This is a genomic window from Aquirufa nivalisilvae, from assembly GCF_003143535.1.
Classification (GTDB): Bacteria; Bacteroidota; Bacteroidia; order Cytophagales; family Spirosomataceae; genus Aquirufa; species Aquirufa nivalisilvae.
In genome coordinates, this window is sequence record NZ_CP029346.1 from 2,470,549 (window position 1) to 2,493,987 (window position 23,439).

General features: G+C 37.9%; 16 protein-coding genes. 5 read left to right on the forward strand and 11 right to left on the reverse strand.

What is annotated here, in order from left to right; genetic code table 11:
- Positions 1-18: 18 nt before the first annotated feature.
- The 3 genes from HME7025_RS10550 (at position 19) to HME7025_RS10560 (ending at position 2,329) form a co-directional block, all read left to right on the forward strand.
- Positions 19-456 (forward strand): RrF2 family transcriptional regulator, encoded by a 438-nt coding sequence (locus HME7025_RS10550; protein ID WP_109323799.1) that lies wholly within the window; start codon positions 19-21, stop codon positions 454-456.
- A 111-nt stretch (positions 457-567) separates the two neighbouring features.
- Positions 568-900 carry a hypothetical protein gene (locus HME7025_RS10555; RefSeq protein WP_154401966.1) on the forward strand — a complete coding sequence of 111 codons (333 nt, stop codon included), beginning with the start codon at positions 568-570 and terminating at the stop codon, positions 898-900.
- An 82-nt stretch (positions 901-982) separates the two neighbouring features.
- Positions 983-2,329: a hypothetical protein gene (locus HME7025_RS10560; protein ID WP_109323806.1), complete on the forward strand. Its 1,347-nt coding sequence runs from the start codon at positions 983-985 to the stop codon at positions 2,327-2,329.
- A 68-nt stretch (positions 2,330-2,397) separates the two neighbouring features.
- Here the strand turns inward: HME7025_RS10560 and HME7025_RS10565 are convergent, their stop codons facing one another.
- The 11 genes from HME7025_RS10565 to HME7025_RS10615 all read right to left on the reverse strand — a co-directional run bounded on the left by HME7025_RS10565 (position 2,398) and on the right by HME7025_RS10615 (position 17,667).
- Entirely contained in the window at positions 2,398-3,240 is an 843-nt protein-coding gene (locus HME7025_RS10565; RefSeq protein WP_109323807.1) for a DUF4249 family protein, read from the reverse strand.
- A 6-nt stretch (positions 3,241-3,246) separates the two neighbouring features.
- Positions 3,247-5,967 (reverse strand): TonB-dependent receptor, encoded by a 2,721-nt coding sequence (locus tag HME7025_RS10570; protein ID WP_109325403.1) that lies wholly within the window; start codon positions 5,965-5,967, stop codon positions 3,247-3,249.
- Between the two features lie 180 nt (positions 5,968-6,147).
- Positions 6,148-8,481 carry a hypothetical protein gene (locus HME7025_RS10575; protein WP_109323808.1) on the reverse strand — a complete coding sequence of 778 codons (2,334 nt, stop codon included), beginning with the start codon at positions 8,479-8,481 and terminating at the stop codon, positions 6,148-6,150.
- Positions 8,482-8,529: 48 nt separating this feature from the next.
- Positions 8,530-9,363 carry an HpcH/HpaI aldolase family protein gene (locus HME7025_RS10580; RefSeq protein ID WP_109323820.1) on the reverse strand — a complete coding sequence of 278 codons (834 nt, stop codon included), beginning with the start codon at positions 9,361-9,363 and terminating at the stop codon, positions 8,530-8,532.
- 78 nt (positions 9,364-9,441) lie between these two features.
- Entirely contained in the window at positions 9,442-10,056 is a 615-nt protein-coding gene (locus HME7025_RS10585) for an SCO family protein (RefSeq protein WP_226998213.1), read from the reverse strand.
- A 1-nt stretch (position 10,057) separates the two neighbouring features.
- Complete coding sequence (locus tag HME7025_RS10590; RefSeq protein ID WP_109323822.1) at positions 10,058-10,639, reverse strand: toxin-antitoxin system YwqK family antitoxin; 582 nt, start codon at positions 10,637-10,639, stop codon at positions 10,058-10,060.
- Positions 10,596-11,342 carry a YHYH protein gene (locus HME7025_RS10595; RefSeq protein WP_109323823.1) on the reverse strand — a complete coding sequence of 249 codons (747 nt, stop codon included), beginning with the start codon at positions 11,340-11,342 and terminating at the stop codon, positions 10,596-10,598. The genes HME7025_RS10590 and HME7025_RS10595 overlap by 44 nt, the downstream gene beginning before the upstream one ends.
- A gap of 230 nt (positions 11,343-11,572) precedes the next feature.
- Positions 11,573-13,996, reverse strand: coding sequence for a TonB-dependent receptor domain-containing protein (locus HME7025_RS10600; RefSeq protein ID WP_109323826.1), 2,424 nt, complete (start codon positions 13,994-13,996; stop codon positions 11,573-11,575).
- The gene (locus HME7025_RS10605) at positions 13,974-15,320 is read right to left on the reverse strand and encodes an HTTM domain-containing protein (protein WP_109323827.1); all 1,347 of its coding nucleotides are present in this window, start codon (positions 15,318-15,320) and stop codon (positions 13,974-13,976) included. The genes HME7025_RS10600 and HME7025_RS10605 overlap by 23 nt, the downstream gene beginning before the upstream one ends.
- Positions 15,307-16,434 carry an imelysin family protein gene (locus HME7025_RS10610; RefSeq protein WP_109323828.1) on the reverse strand — a complete coding sequence of 376 codons (1,128 nt, stop codon included), beginning with the start codon at positions 16,432-16,434 and terminating at the stop codon, positions 15,307-15,309. Before HME7025_RS10610 ends, HME7025_RS10605 begins: the two co-directional genes overlap by 14 nt.
- A gap of 60 nt (positions 16,435-16,494) precedes the next feature.
- Positions 16,495-17,667: a DUF4856 domain-containing protein gene (locus HME7025_RS10615; protein ID WP_226998215.1), complete on the reverse strand. Its 1,173-nt coding sequence runs from the start codon at positions 17,665-17,667 to the stop codon at positions 16,495-16,497.
- A 702-nt stretch (positions 17,668-18,369) separates the two neighbouring features.
- Between HME7025_RS10615 and HME7025_RS10625 the strand changes: the two genes are divergently transcribed.
- Positions 18,370-21,504: a SusC/RagA family TonB-linked outer membrane protein gene (locus HME7025_RS10625; RefSeq protein WP_193495315.1), complete on the forward strand. Its 3,135-nt coding sequence runs from the start codon at positions 18,370-18,372 to the stop codon at positions 21,502-21,504.
- A gap of 22 nt (positions 21,505-21,526) precedes the next feature.
- Positions 21,527-23,377: a RagB/SusD family nutrient uptake outer membrane protein gene (locus tag HME7025_RS10630; protein WP_109323836.1), complete on the forward strand. Its 1,851-nt coding sequence runs from the start codon at positions 21,527-21,529 to the stop codon at positions 23,375-23,377.
- Positions 23,378-23,439 lie beyond the last annotated feature (62 nt).

The window sequence follows — 23,439 nt, forward strand, 5'->3', positions numbered from 1 at the left end:
AGCCTTCAAAGAAAATTTATGTTTTCAAAAGCAACGGAATATGCTTTAAGAGCTGTGATTTTTATTGCTCAAAAAAGTTCGGAACAACAAAAGCTTGGTTTAGCTGAAATTGCTGATGCGATCCAATCGCCGCAATTTTTTACAGCTAAAATCTTACAAAAATTAACCTTAAATAATCAAGTCATCAGCTCCGTAAGAGGACCCAATGGAGGCTTTTTTATCACGGAGTCTGCCAAACAAAAATCAGTCAAATCGATTGTTGAAGTTATGGGAGAAGGAGAACTATTTGACAAATGTGTCTTGGGATTAAATCGTTGTTCAGAAAAAAATCCTTGTCCAATGCACGATCAATACAAACCTATTCGAGAGAATTTCATGTATTTATTTGACCATCAAACCATTGAAGAAATGGCGCATGAAATGAATTCAGGAAGTTTTTTCATTCGAAATGACTAAGAATCTGTAAAAAATCATATTTGCTAAAACTAAGTGAAATTTTAAAAAAAAGCCATATTAGTTGATTTATTCAAATTCCAAATGCAATTTTGGGCCATGTCAAACAAGAAAATGAAAATTTTTCTGATTGTTTTTGCTTCGATTGTCTTAACATTCGTGGGTAAAGGCGCCTTTGCACATGCGAATCCCAACTCCATAAAATCCAAATTTAGTCAAAGCCTAAGCGGCAAAGTTCAATACTTTAACGCCATAGAGGAAGAAGAAATTTCGGAAGATTTACACGAAGAGCAAGACAAGGTTTCTAGCCACCTTGCCATTCGGGTCATTTCAACTTCTACCTACGCTTCGGAAGCTGCTTCTGAAATTCCGCTTCTTGATAATTTTGCTATCATCAAATCACGATTACTCGCTTTATTCAAGCAATTTGGTAATTACCGAATATAGCCAACAAGCTATCATTCAATCCCTTTAACCATTTTCTTTTCCATTTGATCGGTAAAATTCCGTTCTAACCCATTATTCCGCCATGAAAAAAACCATTATTTTATGGGTAAGCCTGCTTGCCTGCTTTAGCACTTTAGCACAAAAAACACCTGATACAGAAGCACTTAAACTAAAGCTAAACGAATCTGGATCTCGCTATTTTCAAGTTACATTTTTAAATCAAGCTTGGTTTAGATTCAATGACAATAATCCAGGAACAACCGTAAATGGAAGTCTTCAAAATCAATCTTTTGATATTGGTTTAAGGAGAACCCGAATGCAATTATATGGTCAAATTACAGACCGTACATTCATGTATTTTCAATTTGGTCAAAACAATTTTAATGCCCAATACAATGCAACGGGGAATCGGAAAATTGCTCCATTTTTCCATGATGCCTTAGGTGAATACCGTGTCTCATCTGGTAATCAATTGAAGATTGGAGGAGGATTGAGTATCATTTCTGGGATCTCACGTTTCTCGCAGCCAAGTATTGGTACTATCATGACGATGGATGTACCCGTATTTGCTCAGACCACTGTGGATCAAATTGATCAATTCTCTAGAAAATTAAGTATTTATGCCCGTGGACAAATTGGGCACTGGGATTATCGATTTATTTTAAGTGATCCTTTCCCTATTACATCCAATGGACAAACCCCTCCAGCCATCAGTTCTAGCTATGCTAACTTTTCTCAAAAAGGTCATTCCTTACAACAGCAGGGATATTTGATCTATCAATTCTTTGATCAAGAAAACCACACGACACCATACATGACAGGCACCTATTTAGGTAGTAAGAAAATCGTGAATGTGGCCATTGGTGGAGCATATCAACCCAATGCTATGTGGCAAAAATCTGCTCAAGGAGATACTTTATACCAAGACATGAAACATTTCGCCATTGAAAGTTTTGTAGATATTCCCTTACAAAATCATGCAGCACTTTCAGCTTACTTAGGCTATTTCAATACCAATTATGGTACGAATTATTTAAGATACAATGGCTCAATGAACCCAGCCACGGGAACTACATTAAATGCTTCAAATTCCATCTCAGGACAAGGACCTGTCTATGGAAACAGCTATCCTATGTTTGGTACAGGGTCGGTGGTTTATACCCAGATTGGCTACCTTCTTCCTTCTAATCGAGCTGATTTATCCAATCGATTAATGCCCTATATATCTGCGACATTCGCTAAATATGACCGTTTAGGGAATAACTCGACAACGACATTCAATGCTGGTTTAAACTATTTCATCCAAGGACATAAATCGAAATTAAGTTTGGATTTCCAAAGTAGACCCACTTATCAAGTTAATCAAGGTGATGTCAAAGCTGGTAATCGTTTAAATAGCTTAACCCTACAATTTCAAGTATTTATTTAAATTGTGTACTCTTTATTACAAAAAAAAGACCCTCTTTTGGAGGGTCTTTTTATGCTCAACCATAAAAGTTATTCTGGTATCACGCGAACAAACAGAGTATCTGCATTCACTCCCGTAAAAATACCCAGTCCATTATTGATCGTAGTTGGTGGGGTAGAAATATTTTGAGTCGTGTTCCCATTACGCTGATACAATGCCACATAATCGGGATTAAGCTTGAACAATACAATCCGATGATGTCCAAAATATTGAAAACTTTGGCTTCTAATCTCAGCTACTGTCCCTTGTATTGGTTCATTTCTAAATCGAATGTTCGGACGAACTCGGGTAGTATCTACTGGAAATTTGATGATTTCTACTGGATTAACCTCCAAGTTTTCAACAACAGAAATAAAATAATCATTATCAGGGTTTGACCAAGTCAAGGTAATGGAGTTTTCGGACCCTCCAAAACCACCCGGACGAGTTCCATTATTGAACCCTGGAGTTAAATTGACTGCTTGTCTTGAAATGATTGTTTTATCAGCTGCATATTGAACGGGCTTTGATGGAATTTTAGTAATGGCACTAATCGCTTTTCCGTGGTAGTCAAAATTCAAGCTATAAACCCCTCCTACTTTGACAGCAAAATCTGCTGGTGCTTGATACATTCCACTTCCTTTAGAAATTAAAGTAACTGAAGAATTCGGTCCTGTCAATTTTATCGCTAATCCATCAATGGGTACTTCTTTATTAGCAGTAGAATCAGCGGTATATGGAATCTCCTTATGTATTCGAATGGTCACCTGCACCCCAGGTATAAGGTAGCCTTCTACTACAGGCTTAGGATCAGTCTCTTGAACTCCATTTTCAAACTCGGCACAAGAAACAAATAAAATGGATATGAAAAATATAGATATATAACGAAGCATGACAAATTAATTTAGATGTATGGATAAAGTAATGTTGGGTGTGAAACCTAAATAGTTAACATCCGTAACTGACAGATACCTCTCTTGAGTATCTGGGTCTACCACCGTTTGGAATTTTTTGTACCAAACATTATTTCGATTGTACACATTATAAATAGACATCGTTAAACTCCCGATTGGGAAATTATAGGTAGCAGCTAAATCCAAACGATGCTGTGCTGGGAATCGATTCCCGTTGGTAGTAGAAGGTTCTGTATAATCTCTCACACTTCCATCCAGTAACGTAACGGAATAGCCTCCAATGATGGATGTATAAGGTTTACCTGTGGCATATAAAAATGACCCAGAAAAATCCCACCGGTTGTATTTGTAGATTCCAACAACTTTAAATTCATGTCTTACGTCAAAATTGGATGGAAATGGGTTAGGTGAAAAAACGGGAATTAATTTATCCGATTTAGCCAACGTGTAGCCAACCCAACCTGTCAAATTCCCAAATTTCTTTTGTAGTAAAACATCAATCCCATGTACGGTTCCTGTACCATTAAAAAATGTTTCACTAGCTACTAGGCCAGCCCCAATTCTAGGAGTAAATCGCAAGGTATATCGGGTATCGTTTTGTATGTCCTTATAATAGGCTTCCACATCAAAAAGATAATCTCCCTTTTCATAGCTAGCTCCCAAAATAAAATGCTTCGCTGAAGTAACGGGTAAATCAACTCCGTCCGCCAAGACCCAAAAATTCCGACTTCCACTCAGAATATCCTCTCGCTCCACTTGTTTGGCAAATTGGTAATAATTCCCCATCGCTCCTTTTAATTTAAATTGGCGATTCACAAAGTATTGAGCTGATAATCTCGGCTCCAAATAAATTTTAGAAGTCACGCCAAAATAATTTGCCCTTAACCCAGGAGTTATCTCCAATTTCTGATTCATCAAATGAATCCTATCTTGCAAATAAGCAGAGTATATGAGGCTTTTATTGACCTTGTCAATAATATTAAGCGTGTCATTTTGGCTATAATTATATTGAATATTCAAATCAGATACTTGAATCCCAAAACCTAGCAAATGGGATTCGGTCAATTGCCCTTCTACATCCGATTTTAAAGAGAAATCCTTCAAATCATTGTGCTCCAAGGATCCAAATTTAACCGTCTGAGTGGTTCCACTCGTTCTAACAAAATTAGATTGATTGGTATTATCTCGATAACTATGAAAATTCGAATAACTAAGTAAAGTATTGCTATACCATTTTGAAGACCAGTGTCTAGACCATTTAAAAGACGCCCCTGTATTTCCCCATTGTGATAAATCTGAATTGGATAAGCCTCCACCCCTATTCCCAAAAGGCAAAGAGACATTTTGAGAATTGTCCATATTATCATTTCCTAAGTAAAAACTTAGGGCCAATACATCTTTTAGATTGGGAGTAAAGTTCACCTTGGCATTTAAATCATAAAAATAGGATGATGCAACTGCGGACGACTGAAATTGCCGTCGACCAAATCCTCCGCCTCCACCTGATCCACCAAATCCACCAGGAGTATTATTGGATGCTGTTGGTTTTAAGGCATCAGCAATCTTAGTATACAGTGGCCCTGTCCAAGACCTTCGACCAGCTACAAGAAACGTAAATTTCTTACTTAGAGGCCCTTCTGCCATGATATTGGCCGACATAGCACTTAAATCTCCAATCAGATTCAATTTTCTGTTGTTTCCATTTTTAGAAGTAATTTCCATGACAGATGAAATTCTTCCTCCAAATTTCGATTCAAATCCTCCTTTAAATAATTGAACATCTTTGATCGGATTTGAATTAAAGGCCGAGAAAAATCCATATAAATGGTCTACATAATAAACCGTAAATCCATCATATATCACCAAATTCTGGTCTGGTGTACCTCCTCGAACATACAATCCTGAAGAGTTTTGATTCGCTGCGCTTATCCCAGGCAGTAATTGAAATGCTCTAAAAATATCTTTCTCTCCAACATTAGGCAATTTGGCTATATTTTTGGGGGTTATTTTATACATCCCAATTTGTTCATTAGCCTTCATTACCTCTGTTTTTTCACCGACCACAACCACCTCATCTAACTCCCCTGTGGCTGCATCTAACTCTACTTCTAAATTATTGAAATTCAGCCCTGGTTTTAAAAACACGACCTTGGGCCTATATCCCAAATATTTAACCAATAAACTGGAAGTATCGGATGGAACTTTGGGCAAAGTAAACAATCCATCTACATTGGCTTGAACTCCCATCCTATTGGAAATAATCTGCACCGAAGAGAATGGCAAAGGTTCTCCTGATTTGGAGTCCAAAATCTTACCCGTTATTTTAAAATTTTCTTTTTCAGGCTTTAGGTTTGATTTAGCTGCATATTTGAAATCATTCAAATTCAACTTTTGGGATTTCAATAGGATATGAATAACCCCATTATCATCCATATAGGATTTCAATGGAGTACCTTTTAAGGCTTCTTGAAATCCTTTATCTGCAGGTACGTGATCAAACCAGTATGTGATTTTTTCATTGAGAGACACTCCTTCTGCTATATCTATTTGTAATCCATACTTCGTTTTTAGTAAATCACATATTTTTTTAAGATCTGTAAAATTAAAAAACTCATCATTGATGACTTTAGCACTGGGGTTTTGAGCCCATATAGGTGCAGAAAATAAAAAGGTAATGAGTAACAATAGGGTAACTTTTCTCTTCATGGTCAAATTGGTTTGTCCCCACAAAGTACAATTTTATGTATAGGATATTTGGCTAGGGTAGACCAACTAGGTAAACACGACTACCAAATACCTTTACCTGCCTGAATGACAATTCTAAGTACTCATTAAAATGAAAAAAGGGCCTGAAATATGATATTTCAAGCCCTTCTGTTTATCTACTTATTTTTTCAACAACCAGATATCAAATACCTTGGAGTGCTGTCTCCAATTTAAATGAGACTCTTCTGGTTCATCAAAGGAAATCGAAATTTTTCCATCGCTGATGAATTTAGGATTAAGTTGAAATTCTTTAAATTCCTCTACCCCTTTATTGTATATAACGGGTCTAACTCGCACTCCATCCACACGCAATAAGGCATCTCCTTGTCCAGAAATTCGAATGGTATAAGATCCCTTAGGATCTAAATCTTCATATTCAAGCTTTGGGAAATTTTGGAATAACTGAGTTGATAAGCGCCGTCTGCTTAATCCATTATCCCACCAAGCCACATCGGTTGCATCTTCTGTTTTCGTTTTCACTCGAGGGCCTTTTAACTGATCCGAAATGTTATCATAATAACTGCCAGGTCCTGGATTTTCCCAAGTAGCTATGATGTTAATTCGTTCCAACTTTGCCGCTTCATCAGCCATTTTTCGAATCTTTGCAAATTCATCTTCTAACCACCAGCGATTATTTAAAGGGTAATCAATGAAATCAAGTATCGCTCCCCTTTCGGCTCCACTAGCTTTATACTTAGCTACACTTGTTTGTAGACCAATCGATTGATACAATGCTTCGCAATAGTCCACCACCTTTTGTCTTAATTCTGGTGCTGCAGGTCTTTGAACAGCTTGATTTACTTTCTCTAAAGCTAAACTCATCGCTTTTTCTGATCCCAATACCTTAGCTTGACTTAAAATCAAATTAGCCTCTTTCTCTAAACCTTGTTCATACATTTTTCTCCTTTTAATAAAAGTATCGTAATAGGCACGCATTACTAATTGCTGCCATCTCCAATTTCCTTTTAATTCAGGATGGTTTTTCTCTAAGTTTTGCCAAAAAGCAAATGAGGTTTCTATCCCTCCATTTTCTTCAACAGGTCCTACCCAGTTTCTTTCCAAAGCCAAAATTCCATCAGCAGCAGCTTCAGCTACCGAATTGCCAAAGAAATATCGGGCATATTCCACCATGACTTGACGAACATCCTTTTCTGTATTCCATGCCATTTGACTCCAAATTACTTTATTCACATCATCATGAACACCATCTGAATAGGATAAAAACCCATCCGTAAAAGGAGCAAATCGATTATGAATTTTAGCGTAATAGGATGGCTGAGGATTGGTCACCTCTCTACCTTCAGTTAAGGCAAATGCCTGATCCCAATTCTCCGTAGGGTACTGACAACGAACCGTATGGGTTAAATCTGGGTAATGGCGATGCTGGTATTTTTTGTCTAATCTAAAACGTGTAGATGCCAAATCAGGACTACTTGGACCTGTGACAATACCTGTAAACCAATCTGGTTTATTTTGGTCTAAATAATCATAGAAGTAATTCACTTCTTCATCGTTAAAGCCTTGCAAAGACAACCATACTCCTGCTTTGGGATGGTATTTTTTCAATTCAGCAGCTACTGCTTTTAAAAATGGCAAAACATATTTAGGATGGTTCTCTCCTGGGTCGCCGCCAGGGAAAAATACCCCATCCAATCTTGGACAATTTTTATAAAATTCAATATGCGCTTTCAGTTCTTCTTGGAATTTCTGTGGATCTGCCAAATCAACATCGGCAGGAGTCCAAACCCAGTAATCTAAGTCGTAAGCTTGACACATTTGACTCATTTTAATGTGCATTTCTTCCCGATTAATTTTCATATGCGGACTAGCTGCTCCATCTTGAAAGGGGATATTTTCAATGGCATTCGTCCCAAAAAAGGCTAAATCCCTGAAATAGCGTTCAAACTGTTTAAAATCCCAAGCGTCCCAAGAATTGGCTGTATTTCGATACCCAATTTGATGACCACGAATGGCATACATTGGCGCACTCGATTTTTCATACTTTTTATCAAATAGAATTTTTTGATTACTTAAATCAGCGGTTCTCAAAAACTCACCAATGGCAAATAAAAGACCTCGCTGATCAGCCCCAATGAACCAGAGCAAATCTCTCCCCCCGATTTGTTGGTGCACTAAACGAAAACCTTCCTTTTGAATAGACGGTTGATCATCTTTGGTCAAAGTAGGTAATGTAAAACCATTCACTTCTTGGCTATTTTGTTGGGCCAACAATAATAAGGGCGATTTATCCTGTGGACTACTCGATAATTTAAGGTTAGTCTTGTTAGCTATTTCTTCCTGCAAAACAGCTATCATTTTTTCTTTAAACGGAGATGCTATGGCGGAAGAAGCGGCAATGCTTGCTTTGGAAAAATCAACTACTTGGGAAAGCAACCCATGATGAAGAAACAAAACAAAGGCAAATAGAAGATTTCGAAAATGAATAATTTTCATAAGGTTTATAGGTAAAAGGTTTAGATTTTATACTGCAATTGGAATTATTTAAATACTTTCTGAATTTACTTGGGTTATTTGTTCTGCTCCTTGAATTAACCTAAGTTCATTCAAATCTGATTGTAATTTATCGGCAAATAACAACATATCCGAACAGTGCAACATGATATTTGCACCAGCCTTGACCCAATCTTTCTGCAAGTCCAAGCTCCCTCGATAGCCCGTATGTCCACCAACGGAGACACCCAATGATTTCGCCTTTTTAATGATGGAGGTAGATAATTCCATAAATTCTGCTGAATGATATGCTTCAGGCATTTCGTAAGACGTTGATAAATCATGTGGTCCAATCACAAAACCATCGACACCCGGTCCGTCGATGGAAGGTATTTGCGCAAAAAGCTCCAAGTTCTTAACAGCAGATTCACTTTCGATGTTCAGCAGCAAGGTGTTATTACGATTGTGCTGTTGAAGGTATTGAGCTAATTCAGCTGAAGGTTTTTCTTCCCCATGTAAAATTCTAGCTAATTTTTTCCCCTTCAATGGTCGATACTTGACGGCCCCCACCAATTGTAGTACTTCCTCCTCATCTTCTACATAGGGCACTAAAATGGCGCCCGCACCAGCATCTAAAGCTTGGGTAGCTAAATAAGGACTAGGTTCTAAAATACGAACTACGGGATTGATGCCTGCAGCTTTAAAAGCTCGGCACATCCAACTTAAGGTTTCTGGATTATAGGAAACATGCTCTGCACATAAAAACACAAAGTCCAGATGTAGGCTTAGTACCACATCAAAGCTTTTGGGGGAAGTGGAAGTCAATAGAGTTCCATATATAGGACTACCTTTTCTCAAGGCATTCCGAAATTCGTGGCCGATCATTTAAATAGGTTTATTGGCCCAAAGGAAATAAAAATTGACTAATAAATGGACGATTTCTTCCTCTAAATAAAGAGAATTTTAATTTTCGGATAATAACTTTTCCATATCCTTGACACATTGTTCTGCTTCTAAAGGTAAAGTCCCATTGTAGACTCCTCGAATTCTGCCATCTCGATCTACTAAAATCATATGTTCCGTATGCAAAAACTCGGAACTGTCCTTGGAATACCCCAATTCTTCTTCGGCAAAATAGGATTTCCGAGCTAAATTATAAATAACAGATTTGGAGCCAGTTAACAAGTGCCAATTGGGAGAGTCTATTTGCTTTTCTTCAGCAAATTTTCTCAAGGTTGGAACGTCATCAATCCAAGGAGTTACCGAATAAGATAATAATTCCACATCAGGATTGGCGCTGAATTTTTTAGCGACAGTCTTCATTTGGGAAATCATTTCAGGACAAATATTTCCACATCGCGTAAAAATGAATTGTGCTAAATGAATTTTTCCTTTGATATTGTCGTGAGAAATAGTTTTCCCATGTTGATCCTTCAAATAAAAATGATCAATATGGTGCATAATTTGGCCTTTCGCCTCTGTTTTATCCAGAAAATGTGGGCTAAAATCGGGACTATTATAATAAGGAATGGTCGATACTTGATCTCTACTTTGACAAGCAGCTAAGCTAGTAAGCAAGCTAATTACTAAAGACTTTCTCAGAAATATTTCGACAGTTTTTCGTTCCCAAAAGCCCATAGCGTCTGCCATCCAGGACCAGGTAGTTGGATCTAATTTTTCCATTATCGTAAAACATTTTTTGAGCTCCTTGCTCATGTCCTTTTTCATAATGCATTTCTCTAATTAATTGCCCTTCTATATTCCATTCCCTACAAACTCCTTGGTATTCATCATTGTCAAATTCAAATACACGCATCCGTTTCCCATTCTCCCACCAAGCTTCATAGGTGCCTGTTTTTTTACCGTGGTCATAAGCTCTAATTTCATATAATTGGCCTGATGGATAATACTTTCTCCATATTCCATCTTCTAGCCCTTGCACATAATGTTCCACACTAGCGGTATCTTTTGTATTCGGATAAATTTGAAATAGGGCCCCTGAAAAAACTTCATTGTTCAATGTCATCCTCCCTGCAACCCAAGCGACTTTCGCCTGAGTAGCATTGACCATCATTTCTTCTTTAGGTTGACAGCTTAAAAAACTACTTGCTAGGATACTACTGAGAAACAGTACCCGCACTTCCGTAAAATCCACTTCCATTGATATAGGGATCTGTACTAGTTATATGATAATGATAAATTCCATTGGGATACTCATCAGTACTATGCGAATGACCATGATATGCATCTAGTGAAGAATTTTGCACCACTTGACCTCCTTCTTCAGGACCATAAACAGGAAATCCATCTAGTAAAAACCCTAATAAGGATGACTTTGATGCTTTCACTTGAGTCAAGTATAAAGGCTCAACATGGTAATGATAAGATCCTGTTTGCTGAGGATGGCCCCAATATTGATCAAATCCGTTTACCTCATTAGTTAAAGGTTGACTAGGACCTGCATATTGATTAAATAGAGGAACCCCATTGAGCGCTACGCCGATAGGACCTAGTGGTGTGGCCTTGTGTGATGCGTCTACTTGTGGATTTACAGGTATTTTAAAAGTAAATGATTGAGTAGAAATGGAATTGGGGTTTTTCGCAAAGTTATTGCCTCCAAATGTTTTCCCAGTAAACGCCTCGTACAGTGCGTTTGAACTAGCAAAATAGGCACTTTTATGGTCAGGAACACCCGTAGTTTTAATGGTAATGTAAGTCCCATCATTCGTAATGGAAGTAGCTCCATAAATTTTGGAATACACAGCTGGAACAGCTACGCTCGATGTGGGTGTAATATTTTCACTTGCATTTTTACAGGCTACCCCTAAACTGACAGCGGTAATACAAATTAGGAAAAGTCTCATAGCAGGTTTTATTTTTTGTAAAAGTATCAAGTTCAAATTGAATTAAAACCTGCTGTCATCTCCCCTTCTTGTTCGATGGTCGATTTTATCAACTTATTGATAAATCTACCAAACAAAAACAGATACTAACCCTTAATTATCAATGAGTTGATAATTAAAACGTGCCATAAAATAATACTGAAATAAAAATCGTTTTCCCAACGCTGTCAAGGTTTGGAACCTTGCCAGCGTTAGAATTTTCCTTGAACTGTTAGATAAAAACTTCGACCATCTGATGGTAAAATTCCAGGTCCTGGATAGCCAGTGGCACGACGAGTGAAATACATGGTATTTGCCAGGTTATTGATATTCGCCTCCACTTTATAACGACCCAATTGATAAGAAACTCCCGCATCCAAGATGTTATACGCAGGTATTAAACCCACTACCGCAGAAACTCCTCCTTCTCTGGCGTTCGTGGCTTCTGTAAATTGATCGGATAAATACGTGTATTGAAAAGAGGCTTTCCATTTTTTATTCCCTACCCTTAATCCCGTTTTAATATTAACCTTGGGCACGAATTCCACTTGCTTCCCTACGATACCTGCAATCTGACTTGCCTTATACTCAGATTGAATATAGGCTATGTTAGCAAATACTACCGCACTCGCCTCCTCTTCCTCTGGAAGTGCCCAGCGTAATAGATCAATTTCACCATAAGATTCTAAGCCCATGATAACCGCCTGACCAATATTACTTCTCCTTCTCAAAACACGATTGCTAGCATCATAAAACTGCACTTCTCCAATTCGGTTATTGTAATTCAAATAAAAAGCACTGATATCAAAATTATACCAGGTTGTTTCATAGGTCCTCAAACCTAAATCCACCGAATAACCTTTTTCATCTTTCATATCAGGATCTATCACGGATGAAGGATTAGCAATTCGCATGTCACTGAAAGTGATTGATCGATAATTTTGTGACACATTGCTATACCATTCCAAATGAGAACTTGGCTTATAACTAAAACCTATTCCTCCTAAAACAAAAGATCGTTCATTCGTGCGAGACTCGTTTGTTCTAGTAGCTGAAATGATATTTCCTGCTAAATCAAATTGTATATTACCATAAAATCCATCAGCGCGAGTATGAATGTATTCCCAACGCAAACCAGGTGTAATGGAGAATTTATCACTTAAGTAAAAGATATTTTCGAAAAACAAGGACGTGTTATTATTGGGAAAACTATAATCATTGGCAATTCCTTCCTTTGAATTAATAAAGTCAAAATCCGCTGATTTACCCCGACTGCCTAGTCCTTGGACACTATGATTGAATCCATGATAAAAACGCGTTCCCGCCAAAAAGACAAATAATTTTTTACCAACGTAATAACGCTTCAAATACCTGGCTTCTGCTCCCCAATTGGAAAAATCCCCCGTAATTAAATCTCTTTCTGAATTATCATCGATACTCGCAACCCGATTAGGGCGGAATCCTAAGGATTTACGATATGCCGAAAGCCCAAAGAATCGCAGATTAAACTCATTTGTTGAATTGAACTTATGATCAAAATGAAGCGCCCATAAATTCCAATTTACCTTAAACCAATTTCGCTCTCGGTTGGTTTGGCGCGGGTTCTCCGCAAACATAGCATCTGTCAGTCCTCCTGGTTGATGTGCCAAATAATTCATGTGCGTAATATCAATTCCTATACTGGTTTTATCTGAGAATCGATAATCAACATCGGCATAAAAATTATAGCTTTCAAAATCTGAATTGGGTCTCCAACCATCTGCTCTTTTGTATTGAAAAAAAGTATAATAGGATAACTTATTTTTTGTACCGCTTACACTCGTAAAGGCATTATAAAAACCAAATGAACCTACACTTTGTCTTGCAACTAATTCTAGTTTCCTATCAAGTACAGGTTTCTTCATCACAAAATTGATCAATCCACCAAACTGAGTCCCATACTGCAAAGAAGCTGCTCCTCGAACAATTTGAATCCTTCCAACGGCTTCAATAGGTGGCGTATAATAGCTTTCAGGATATCCTAATGCATCCGCGCTGATGTCATAGCCATTTTGTCGCACATTAAAATTGGACGTACGATTTGGGTCCAAACCTCTTCCTCCAATACTTAGCTGTAAACCAGCTCCATCATTTTCCCATATATTTAATCCAGCTACTCGGGAAAAAACTTGTCGGGCATTATTCGTGGCCAAATTGGCAACTAATTGTTCGGGTAAAATAACTTCCGTCTTTTTGCCCTCATAAATTCCTAGACTTTCCACGGCGCGCATGCGTGTAAATCCAAAATCCGTTTGCTTTTGCGTAACCAACACCTCATTTAATGTGACATCCAAGGAGTCCACAAACAGTTCTAGCGTGATATCTTTATTCTGAATATTAATTTCTTGTTGGATGGATTGAAAATTCGGAGATAAAGTATGAAGGACATGAGATCCTCGGGCTACATTTTTAATGATAAACTCCCCTTTCTCGTTGCTTTGAGTCATCGGATTTCCTTGGTTCAAGTATACCTGACATCCAGCTAAAGGAATAGCCGCTTTGCGCAAATATATCTTCCCTGAAATACTATATTGAGCCATTAGCCCAAATCCTACTAAACAAAATGCTAATGTGTTAAAAACCTTTGATCGTATCATTGAAGGGTAATATCCATGTTTTATGAGAAAAAGAATCTTGCTCCTTGGCTAAGTCAGTATGCGGACTTATCATGGGTTTCCCCAATCGTCCATTTAAGGCTACATAAGAGTCTACATATACTTGAGGAGAAGTAAAGCCCATATTGGCATAATAATCGCGTAAGTGATGAGCATACTGTAAGATCATATCGGGTTGTGTACTCATCATTTTTTCTTGCAAAGTGCTCAAATGAAGATTATTATTGACAACGGCTTGCAGGCCATTTGTTCCCTTCACGGTAAACTGAGCATAACCAGCTTTTTCCATGAGCATAACTCGCCAAGAAAATCGGTAGCCTTCTTCTGTCCAAAATAATTCGCCGGGGTAGGCCAGGTATCTAAATGGGAAAGCCATTTGAAATATAAAAAACACCACAAAGCCAACATGTAGAAATCGGGGAGACTGGTAGCTTGAATTATCATGTAGCCACGTTGATGGTATTCTAAAGATTGATGTTAATCGGTCAATTACTTTTTGGTGAAAGTCTGCTGAAAAAAAGATCAAAGCTGCCACCATCATGATGTGCGGAAACATCCCAATGGGAAATAATAAAGCAGTCAGTACGTGAAAAACAATAACGGCTACATATGCCCATATTCGAAACTTTTTATTCCAAAGTAAAAAAGGAATGCTCAAATCATACAGACATCCAAACCAGGAGAACAGGTAAGGAATCCAGGCATAATTAAACAAAAAACCGATAATGGGCATATCATTTCTAGCAGGCAGCCAAATACTTAGAGGTTGCGCATGAAAAAGCCAATCACTATTTACCTTGGCCAAACCTGCATAAAAGTATAGAATGGCCATCATGAGTTTGATGGAATCAATATTCCATTGAGGAATGAATTGAGCTCGTATATGTTTGTTGCGATAAGAATCTACTGAAAAATAGACCTGAGCGGGTAGAAAAACTAAAAGCAAACAAATTAAACTGATGAAATAATAATGGTTGAGGTAGGTACTTTTATCGATCAATTCGATGTAAGAAAAACTAAGAAATAGACCAATGATGGCTACTCGATAAAAAAGCCCGATAGCCACAAAAAAAGCACATAACCCACAAATCAAAAAAAGAACATAGGTATATTCTCCCAAAGATTTGACCCATTCGAAGCCATAAAAGCTAAAAAAATACGTCGGTTTTATGTACAAGGAATCTATCCAACCTTTGGCCCAAAAGCGGATTAAACTACCCATTAACATAAACCCAAAACAAACTCTAAATACAGCCAACGGGGCTGCTGAACTTGTTTTTTTGAGGTAAGAATTAATCCCCATCATTATCTGTATAGGTAATGGTAATACTCATGGCAGAAGTCATATCCACTTTCAGCAAGCGTACCGTTTTCTGCATCTCGGTGTAAACGTTCACCATCGCCTGATTATTAGTTTTAACTTCTTCATATAAATCAGGCTTCAATACGTCTAATTTTAACTTAGTTGCTTCTAGCTGAGCATTGATGATCTCGCTTAAATTTTTACCAGTGGCACTGTCTTTTGCCTTCAATGCATCTAAATAGGTTTTAATGGATGGGCCTTCCAAACCTGTTTTCACGGCTTTTCCATTGAAAAAATCAACGTAGGCTTGGTGTGCTGTTTTTGCCAAAACCAGGGAGATATCTTTTTTATAAAATGCCTCCACTTTTTCCGGAGCTACTACTCCATTTAACATGGCTCCTGAAGGAATTCCAAATTTACCTGATCGAATAAATCGCTCATAATGAAGAACAAATCCATTAATCATTAAAGAAGTAGAAGAGGAAATATCTAAGCCCGTTTTACTTACATAGGTTTCGCGATAGGTAGTGTTCCATTCGTTGATTACTTTATCCAATAATGAGTTCATCCTAGTTGTCAACCTTTTGATGTAGGCAATTCGCTTGGTGCCTTCAATTGGAGTCAAATAATATGCTACAATTTCCTCATCAGTTTTAGCCACCCCATTAATTAAAAAATCCAAAGCAGGAAAGCCTTGTTGCGCATACGAAGCCGGAACTTCCAAATTAGCAGCAGGATCTGCTATGTTAGACTGAATCCCGATTTCATTGGCTGGATAGATATTAAAAAAATTACGGATCGTTTGCTTTTCTGCTGGTCCAAAATCAAATAATTCAACTTTCTGCCATTCGATATAAGCCTCAATCCATGCTGAACGAAAAGCTTGTAAGTTGGCCGTGTTAGGCTGACTAGTAAATGCATCCGACTTGGCTAACATCGCATCTAATTTCAATTTGAAATTAGCATAGGATGGTATAATAACATGATCGGCTAAATGAATGAGAATGGCTTTTCGGTCCTTCCCATCTTCTTGTGGAGTTGGTTCATCGGTTCCCGTTCCATTGCTTCCACATGCCCAAATCAATCCTGTCAATACAATTAATAAATACTTTTTCATTCAATAATTCAGATTAATAAATGCCATGGATTAGATGAATCCATGGCATTATGGTATGTATTATAATTTAAACTTGGTACTAATGGCCTCAGAGGCCGCATTAATTTTATCATTAGTTAAGTCCCAAAAACCATTAGGCGAATTGATCAGGGCATTCAAAATATCATCTGAAAATTTGGCATCAACATTATATGAAGTACAGAATCGCAAAGAATAAATAAAGCCTAAGCCTTCTCCAATAGCATGCGCACGCGCAGCATCGGTAGTTCCTGACTTCCATTTAGCTAAATAACCTACCGCAGCAGAAGCGATGGCCTTTTCTGATTCATTTCGGATAAAAGCGGCTTGCTTTTTCAATTCAGTTATATCATTATTCACGATAGCGGCACGCCCCTTCAAAAATGCCATGTGAAAATTGGCATAGTTGGCCTTGTTGTATTCCCAGATATAGGAACCCAAAAATGATTCTGACGTTCCACGAACTGCATCTGTAGAACCAGCTAAATAGATGGGATTCAGAGTCAATAAAGCATAGGCCTCATCCCAATTATGTTCTAAGGCAGAATACTTCTTCCCTGAAACCACAGTATAATTATCAGCACTTAAACCCGTATTTAGCAATACATTGCCAATATAATCAATCTGTAAAGCTCCAATCAAGGATTTCTGAATGATTTGGGCTGTTTCAATTCCTTTGGCATCAACTAAATAAGTTCCCAATTTACCAGCTACTCCTTTGGAGGCAGTATTCGCAAAAGAATTACTCACCGTTGCCATTTCTCCAAATAAAGCATCCAATCGAGTGCGAGCTAATTCGGCCTCACTACTGGATTTAGATGATGCTGTAATACTTCTTAAAGAGAATCCGGATGTGTTTAAATCTGTTCCAACAATTTTTAAGCTAGTAATATCTGTAAATGAATTTCCAGAATTGGCAAACATGGTTTTCATTAAATTGGCATCTAATGCCTTATTGTCTCGTACAGCGGCTCCAAGATAATAGTTCAATGCTTGGAACATTTTGTATCGAGTGTTTCCTGATTTAAAATCCACGGTGGTATCTCCTTTAGCATCGATGAAATACTGCTTATAAGGAGTGCTTGTAGTTAATAGACTATAGTCCAATTTTGAACGAAGATTTGGGACCACTTCTGGACTATTTTCACAGGAAGAAAATCCCAATAATATGGCTAAAAGCCACGCAAAATGCATTTTCAAGTTATTTTTAGGCATGTTAATTGTATTAATTTTATGTAGACTAATTATAAATAATAAACAAAGCTATTTCTTATTTAGAGTAATTCCAAATAAGAAATGATATTATTTAGAATTATTTTAAATAAGAAACCATATCCTACTCAAAATCAGCTAGATGGAATAGATCGACACAGGCTCGTCTTAAAAACAATTTCTGTCCTTCTTTAATTGGAAGCTTAATAGAGATTCCTAAAAGACCCATGGTTCTCCTTATAAATGGAGCCAACGGAAATCGAAGGTGATATCCTCTAGGCCATTGGAAAAAAATAGTGTGAATTTATTGGTGTCAAATTAAATTTAGACTTTACGTAACAGCATGTAAAAAAACTTTACAAACAATTTCTTAAAAAATTTTAATAAATAGAATTGACCTTTTTCTTGAAAAATTTGAAGTAGCAAAAAAGCCAAACATATATACATATACGTTCAAAAATCTCCTAAGTGCCTGAAAAATGGGTATTTAGAAGCACTTATTTGCACTTAAACTGCATCATTAAAATTGCTAAATATTGTACTATTCCAATAAATTACCGCCAAATAAACCTTTCCGTTAGATAAATAAATGATTTACCTCTTGCTTCATGTAGTAAAATTTCAAAATAGTTGCTATATATTTCTGCCTTAATTCCGTCGACCAATAGACCTATTGTGTCGATTAACCATTTAACCATCGTTTGTATGAAAACAAAATTTATTAGCAGTAATGCGGTTTTGCTTTTGGCATTTTTGTTGTCGATGTCATGGATTTCCATGGGTCAAGGCAAAGTGTCTACGGTAACTGGTACGGTTACCGATGAAAAAGGCGAACCGCTCATCGGTGTCAACATCATCCTCAAAGAAACAAGTAAAGGAACTACGACCAATGTTGATGGTAAGTATTCCATTAGCATTACCAACGCTCAAAGTAAATTGCTCTTTTCTTTTGTGAGTTACGAACCTAAAGAAGTAACTGTTGGAAATCAGAGTGTTATTAATGTTAGCTTAAAACCAGATGCCAAAAGCCTATCCGAAGTAGTTGTGGTGGGTTATGGTGTTCAGAAAAAAGCTACCGTATCTGGTTCAGTTGTTTCTGTCAAAGGAAATGAACTTCAGAAATCACCGAGTGTTAACTTAAGTAACTCATTAGCTGGTAGAATGGCCGGTGTCGTTGCTGTTAACCGTAGTGGTGAGCCTGGTTACGATGGATCTTCCATCCGTATTCGTGGTGCAAACACCCTGAACAATAGTGATGCCTTAATCGTAATTGATGGTATTCCTAACAGAGCGGGTGGTTTAGACCGTATTAACCCAGCGGACATTGAGTCGGTTTCTGTCTTGAAAGATGCTTCAGCTGCCATTTATGGTGCTCGTGCTGCCAATGGTGTTATTTTGATCACAACGAAAAAAGGAAAATCAGGTAAACCTGAATTATCTTACTCGTTTAACCAAGGTTTTTCTCAACCAACAGTTGTTCCAGCATTAGCTAATGCCGCACAATATGCAGGTATGTTGAATGACTTGGACATTTACCAATTGCCAGTAAGCCAATGGGCAGATGCTACTAAAGCATATAAAGAAACTGGTGTTTACAATGGCCGCAAAGCCCCTTATTCTCCTACCGACATGAAGTTGTACAACGACGGTTCTGACCCGTGGTTACATCCTAATACAGATTGGTATGGTGCTACTTTAAAAACCTGGTCTCCTCAATCTCGTCACAACCTTCAAATGAGCGGTGGCGGAGAGAACATTAAATACTTGGCTTCTTTGGGATACCAAAACCAAGATGCATTCTACAAAAATTCAGCTACGGGATATCAACAATATGACCTTCGTTTGAATTTGGATGCAAAAATTAATGAAAATGTCAACTTATCCATTGGTGTTTTGGGACGTGAAGAAAACCGTCGCTTCCCAACTAAGCCAGCCAGTGCTATTTTCCGTATGCAAATGCGTGGAAAACCAAACCAGCCAGCTTTCTGGCCAGATGGTCGCCCAGGTCCAGATATTGAAAATGGTGAAAACCCTGTAGTTATTACAACCAACCAGACTGGTTATGACCGTGATAAACAAAGTTATTTCCAAACTAATGGACAATTGGATATCAAGATTCCATTCATCAAAGGTTTGAAATTTACAGGAACAGCGGCTATTGACAAGCGTTTCAGAGATACGAAACGTTGGGAGACTCCATGGACATTATATGAAAAAGGAACAGGCTTCGAAGCAGATGGAGTAACTCCTATCTTAGTAGCTAGTAAGCGTGGTCCAGCTGAGCCTCGTTTAACATTGGGTAACGAAACGCAATTAAACATCTTGTTAGGAGGTATTTTCACCTATGAGAGAAAATTCGCTGATCATGGATTAACAGTTTTAGCAGGTACTAACCGTGAAACAATTAATGGAGATAACTTCAATGCTTACCGTCGTTTCTTCATCTCAACGGCTTTAGATCAGATGTTTGCTGGTGGTGACTTGGAGAAAAACAACGGTGGTGGTGCTTATGAAAGAGCTCGTTTAAACTATTTCGGTCGTGTGGCTTATAACTACAAAGAGAAATACTTAGCAGAATTCTTATGGCGTTATGATGGTTCTGATATTTTCCCTCCAGAAACTCGTTATGGTTTCTTCCCTGGTGTTATGGCAGGATGGGTGATGTCGGAAGAGAATTTCATCAAAAACGATTTGCCTGTTATCAACTACTTAAAGTTAAGAGGTTCATGGGGACAAATGGGTAATGACCAAATTGCTACTTACCAATATTTATCTACTTACGGATTTAGATCTTACATTATCGGAAACGTTGAAACTAAGACCTTGTTTGAAACTAAAATCCCGAACAACGATATTAAATGGGAAGTTGCTACTAACTCAGATATTGGTTTAGAAGGAGCTTTATTCAACAATAAATTGACTTTTGAATTAGATTATTTCTACAACAAAAGAACCGATATCCTTTGGGTAAAAAATGCTTCTGTACCACAGTCGACTGGTTTAACTCTTCCAGCTCAAAACATTGGTGAGGTTTCTAACCAAGGATTTGACTTTACTTTGGGATACCGTGACCAAATTGGTGACTTAACATTCAATGTAGGTATAAACGGAGGTTACGCTAAGAACAAAATTTTGTTCTGGGATGAAGCTCCAGGCGCTCCAGATTGGCAAAGAACCACAGGTAAGCCTATGTACACATACCAAGCTTACATCTATGATGGAGTATTCAAAGATCAAGCGGAAATTGATGCGAACACCATCAACTACAAGGCTATCGTAAATACCTTACGTCCGGGTGACATGAAGTACAAAGATTACAACGGTGATGGAAAAATCACTCCAGATGATCAAGTGCGTAATGACTTCACTCAATTGCCTTTATTCCAAGGTGGTTTTAACTTAGGCGCTCAATACAAAGGATTTGATTTGACGGTATTGTTCCAAGGAGCAGCTGGTGCACAACAGTATGTGAGTGCTGGTGAATCTGGAAACATTGGTAACTTCTTATTGGATATTTACCAAAATCGTTGGACAGTAGAAAATCCAAGCAGCGAGCATCCTCGTATCGCTAACCGTAGTGACCAATACTATTCAGGTAACAATACTTATTGGTTACGTAGTAGCGACTACATTCGTTTGAAAAACTTAGAAATTGGATATAACATTCCTGCTTCTGCTTTGGCTAAAATAGGTTTGAAAAACTGTCGTGTTTACACGAATGGTTTGAACTTGTTGACGTTTGACAAATTGAAAGTATACGATCCAGAATCAACCAATTCAACAGGACAGTATTATCCTCAGTCAAGAATCATAAACGTAGGTTTAACAGCTACTTTTTAACTCATAAACTATCGTATTCATTATGAAAAAAAGAAACATAATCATTGCACTAGCATTATTTAGTACCGTTTTAACCAGCTGCAATGACGATTTTGTTAACACAAAGCCGCTAGACCAGCTGTCAGAATCAGTTGTTTGGACTGATCCTAACTTGGCAGAAGCTTTCGTAACAGAATTGTACGGAGGTTTGGGCAACGGTGGATTTGACGAGCAAATGCTTGCTTCTCTAACGGATGAAGCATCCTTTACTCACCCGGGACGTGGTATTACTACTATCACGGAATCACGCTCTAACCCTGCTGATATTGGTTGGGTGAATGGTACACTTAGCTGGCAAAACATGTACACCCGTATTCGTGCATGTAATTTGGCCTTAGCCAACTTGAAAAAAGCAACGACCTTCCCAACAGCTCTAGTGGAGCGTTTAACAGGTGAAGCTAAATTCATGCGTGCCTATTTCTATCACCAATTAGTTCGCTACTATGGTGGTGTACCTATTGTGGATAAAGCTTATGCTTTAACGGATACCGACTTCCTAACTCAAAGAAATACCATGGAAGAATGTATCAACTTTATCGTGAAAGATTGTGATGAAGCTGCTGCTTTATTGAATGGTAAATCTTTGGCGGGTGGTAGAGGAAGTAGAGCAGCTTGTTTAGCATTAAAATCACGTATCCTTTTATACGGAGCAAGTGATTTATATGATGCAACGACAGCTAAATCTAAATCAACTGCGATGGCTGCTTTTCCTACGCCAGCTCTTTTAGCATATACTTCTGGCGATCGTGCTGCTCGTTGGACAAAAGCCAAAGATGCTGCTAAAGCGGTATTGGATTTACCTGGATTTGGTAATGCATTAAACTTATCTGCCCCTGCAGAGAAAAATGATGCGATTACGAACTACCAAAATAACTCATTGGCTAAAAATGGTGGAGAAAAAGAACTCATCTTTGCTCGTTATTTTATCAATGCTAAGCAGGAAAATGGTGGTCGTATCGGTTTGTTCAATGGTCCAAATGGCTACCATAACTGGGCTGGAAATGCTCCTATTCAAAACTTCGTAGATGATTACGAAATGATGGATGGATCTAAATTCTCTTGGTCTAATACCAATCATGCAGCAAGTCCTTATGACAATCGTGATCCACGTTTCTATGCAACTTTATTGTATGATGGAGCTAATTGGAAACCAAGAACGGCAGACGTGGCCTCTAAAGACCCATTGAACCAAATTCAAACTGGTCAATATGAACTTTCTTCTGGATCAAGTAAGGTTTCTTATTTTGGTTTAGATACACGTAAGAGTACCGTAGAAGATTGGAATGGTAGCTACACAGGATATTATTTCCGTAAGTTTACCGATCCTAACCCTTCTATTGTAGACCAAAATACTTGGCAACAAATCCCTTGGCCTATCTTCCGCTATACAGAAGCTGTATTGAACTATGTAGAAGCGTGTATTGAATTAGGTCAAGATGCTGAAGCCCGTACTTGGTTGAATAAAATCCGTTTCCGTTCTGGTATGCCTGCTGTTACTGAAAGTGGCAATGCCTTGCGTGAGCGTTATCGTAACGAGCGTCGTGTTGAGCTTGCCTTTGAAGAACATCGCTACCATGATGCTCGTCGCTGGATGATTGCTACTAACACCCTAGGTGCTAAGGTAAAAATCATCAATGTCTTTGGTGCTTTGAAACCAGGCAAAACAGTTACCTTATATAAGTATGATCCAAGCAGCTATGATTACTCATATAAAGTAGTTGAAATGGATCCAGGTAAAGAAAACAGAACGTGGTTAGACAAGATGTACTTCTTGCCAATCCATCGTGATGAAATGAACCGTAATAATAAATTGGTTCAAAATCCTGGATATTAATCTAGTATATTTACAAGGAAATGGTAAAGTAGAAATGCTTTACCATTTCCTTTTTTCATTAT

What these genes read in the sequence shown, in the direction of transcription:
- HME7025_RS10610 (WP_109323828.1), bottom strand. Translation starts at nt 16,434, where the DNA reads ATGAAAAAGTATTTATTAATTGTATTGACAGGATTGATTTGGGCATGT.
- HME7025_RS10600 (WP_109323826.1), bottom strand. Translation starts at nt 13,996, where the DNA reads ATGATACGATCAAAGGTTTTTAACACATTAGCATTTTGTTTAGTAGGA.
- HME7025_RS10575 (WP_109323808.1), bottom strand. Translation starts at nt 8,481, where the DNA reads ATGAAAATTATTCATTTTCGAAATCTTCTATTTGCCTTTGTTTTGTTT.
- HME7025_RS10570 (WP_109325403.1), bottom strand. Translation starts at nt 5,967, where the DNA reads ATGAAGAGAAAAGTTACCCTATTGTTACTCATTACCTTTTTATTTTCT.
- HME7025_RS10630 (WP_109323836.1), top strand. Translation starts at nt 21,527, where the DNA reads ATGAAAAAAAGAAACATAATCATTGCACTAGCATTATTTAGTACCGTT.
- HME7025_RS10625 (WP_193495315.1), top strand. Translation starts at nt 18,370, where the DNA reads ATGAAAACAAAATTTATTAGCAGTAATGCGGTTTTGCTTTTGGCATTT.
- HME7025_RS10615 (WP_226998215.1), bottom strand. Translation starts at nt 17,667, where the DNA reads ATGCCTAAAAATAACTTGAAAATGCATTTTGCGTGGCTTTTAGCCATA.
- HME7025_RS10605 (WP_109323827.1), bottom strand. Translation starts at nt 15,320, where the DNA reads ATGATGGGGATTAATTCTTACCTCAAAAAAACAAGTTCAGCAGCCCCG.
- HME7025_RS10550 (WP_109323799.1), top strand. Translation starts at nt 19, where the DNA reads ATGTTTTCAAAAGCAACGGAATATGCTTTAAGAGCTGTGATTTTTATT.
- HME7025_RS10565 (WP_109323807.1), bottom strand. Translation starts at nt 3,240, where the DNA reads ATGCTTCGTTATATATCTATATTTTTCATATCCATTTTATTTGTTTCT.
- HME7025_RS10560 (WP_109323806.1), top strand. Translation starts at nt 983, where the DNA reads ATGAAAAAAACCATTATTTTATGGGTAAGCCTGCTTGCCTGCTTTAGC.
- HME7025_RS10595 (WP_109323823.1), bottom strand. Translation starts at nt 11,342, where the DNA reads ATGAGACTTTTCCTAATTTGTATTACCGCTGTCAGTTTAGGGGTAGCC.
- HME7025_RS10580 (WP_109323820.1), bottom strand. Translation starts at nt 9,363, where the DNA reads ATGATCGGCCACGAATTTCGGAATGCCTTGAGAAAAGGTAGTCCTATA.
- HME7025_RS10555 (WP_154401966.1), top strand. Translation starts at nt 568, where the DNA reads ATGAAAATTTTTCTGATTGTTTTTGCTTCGATTGTCTTAACATTCGTG.
- HME7025_RS10590 (WP_109323822.1), bottom strand. Translation starts at nt 10,639, where the DNA reads ATGGAAGTGGATTTTACGGAAGTGCGGGTACTGTTTCTCAGTAGTATC.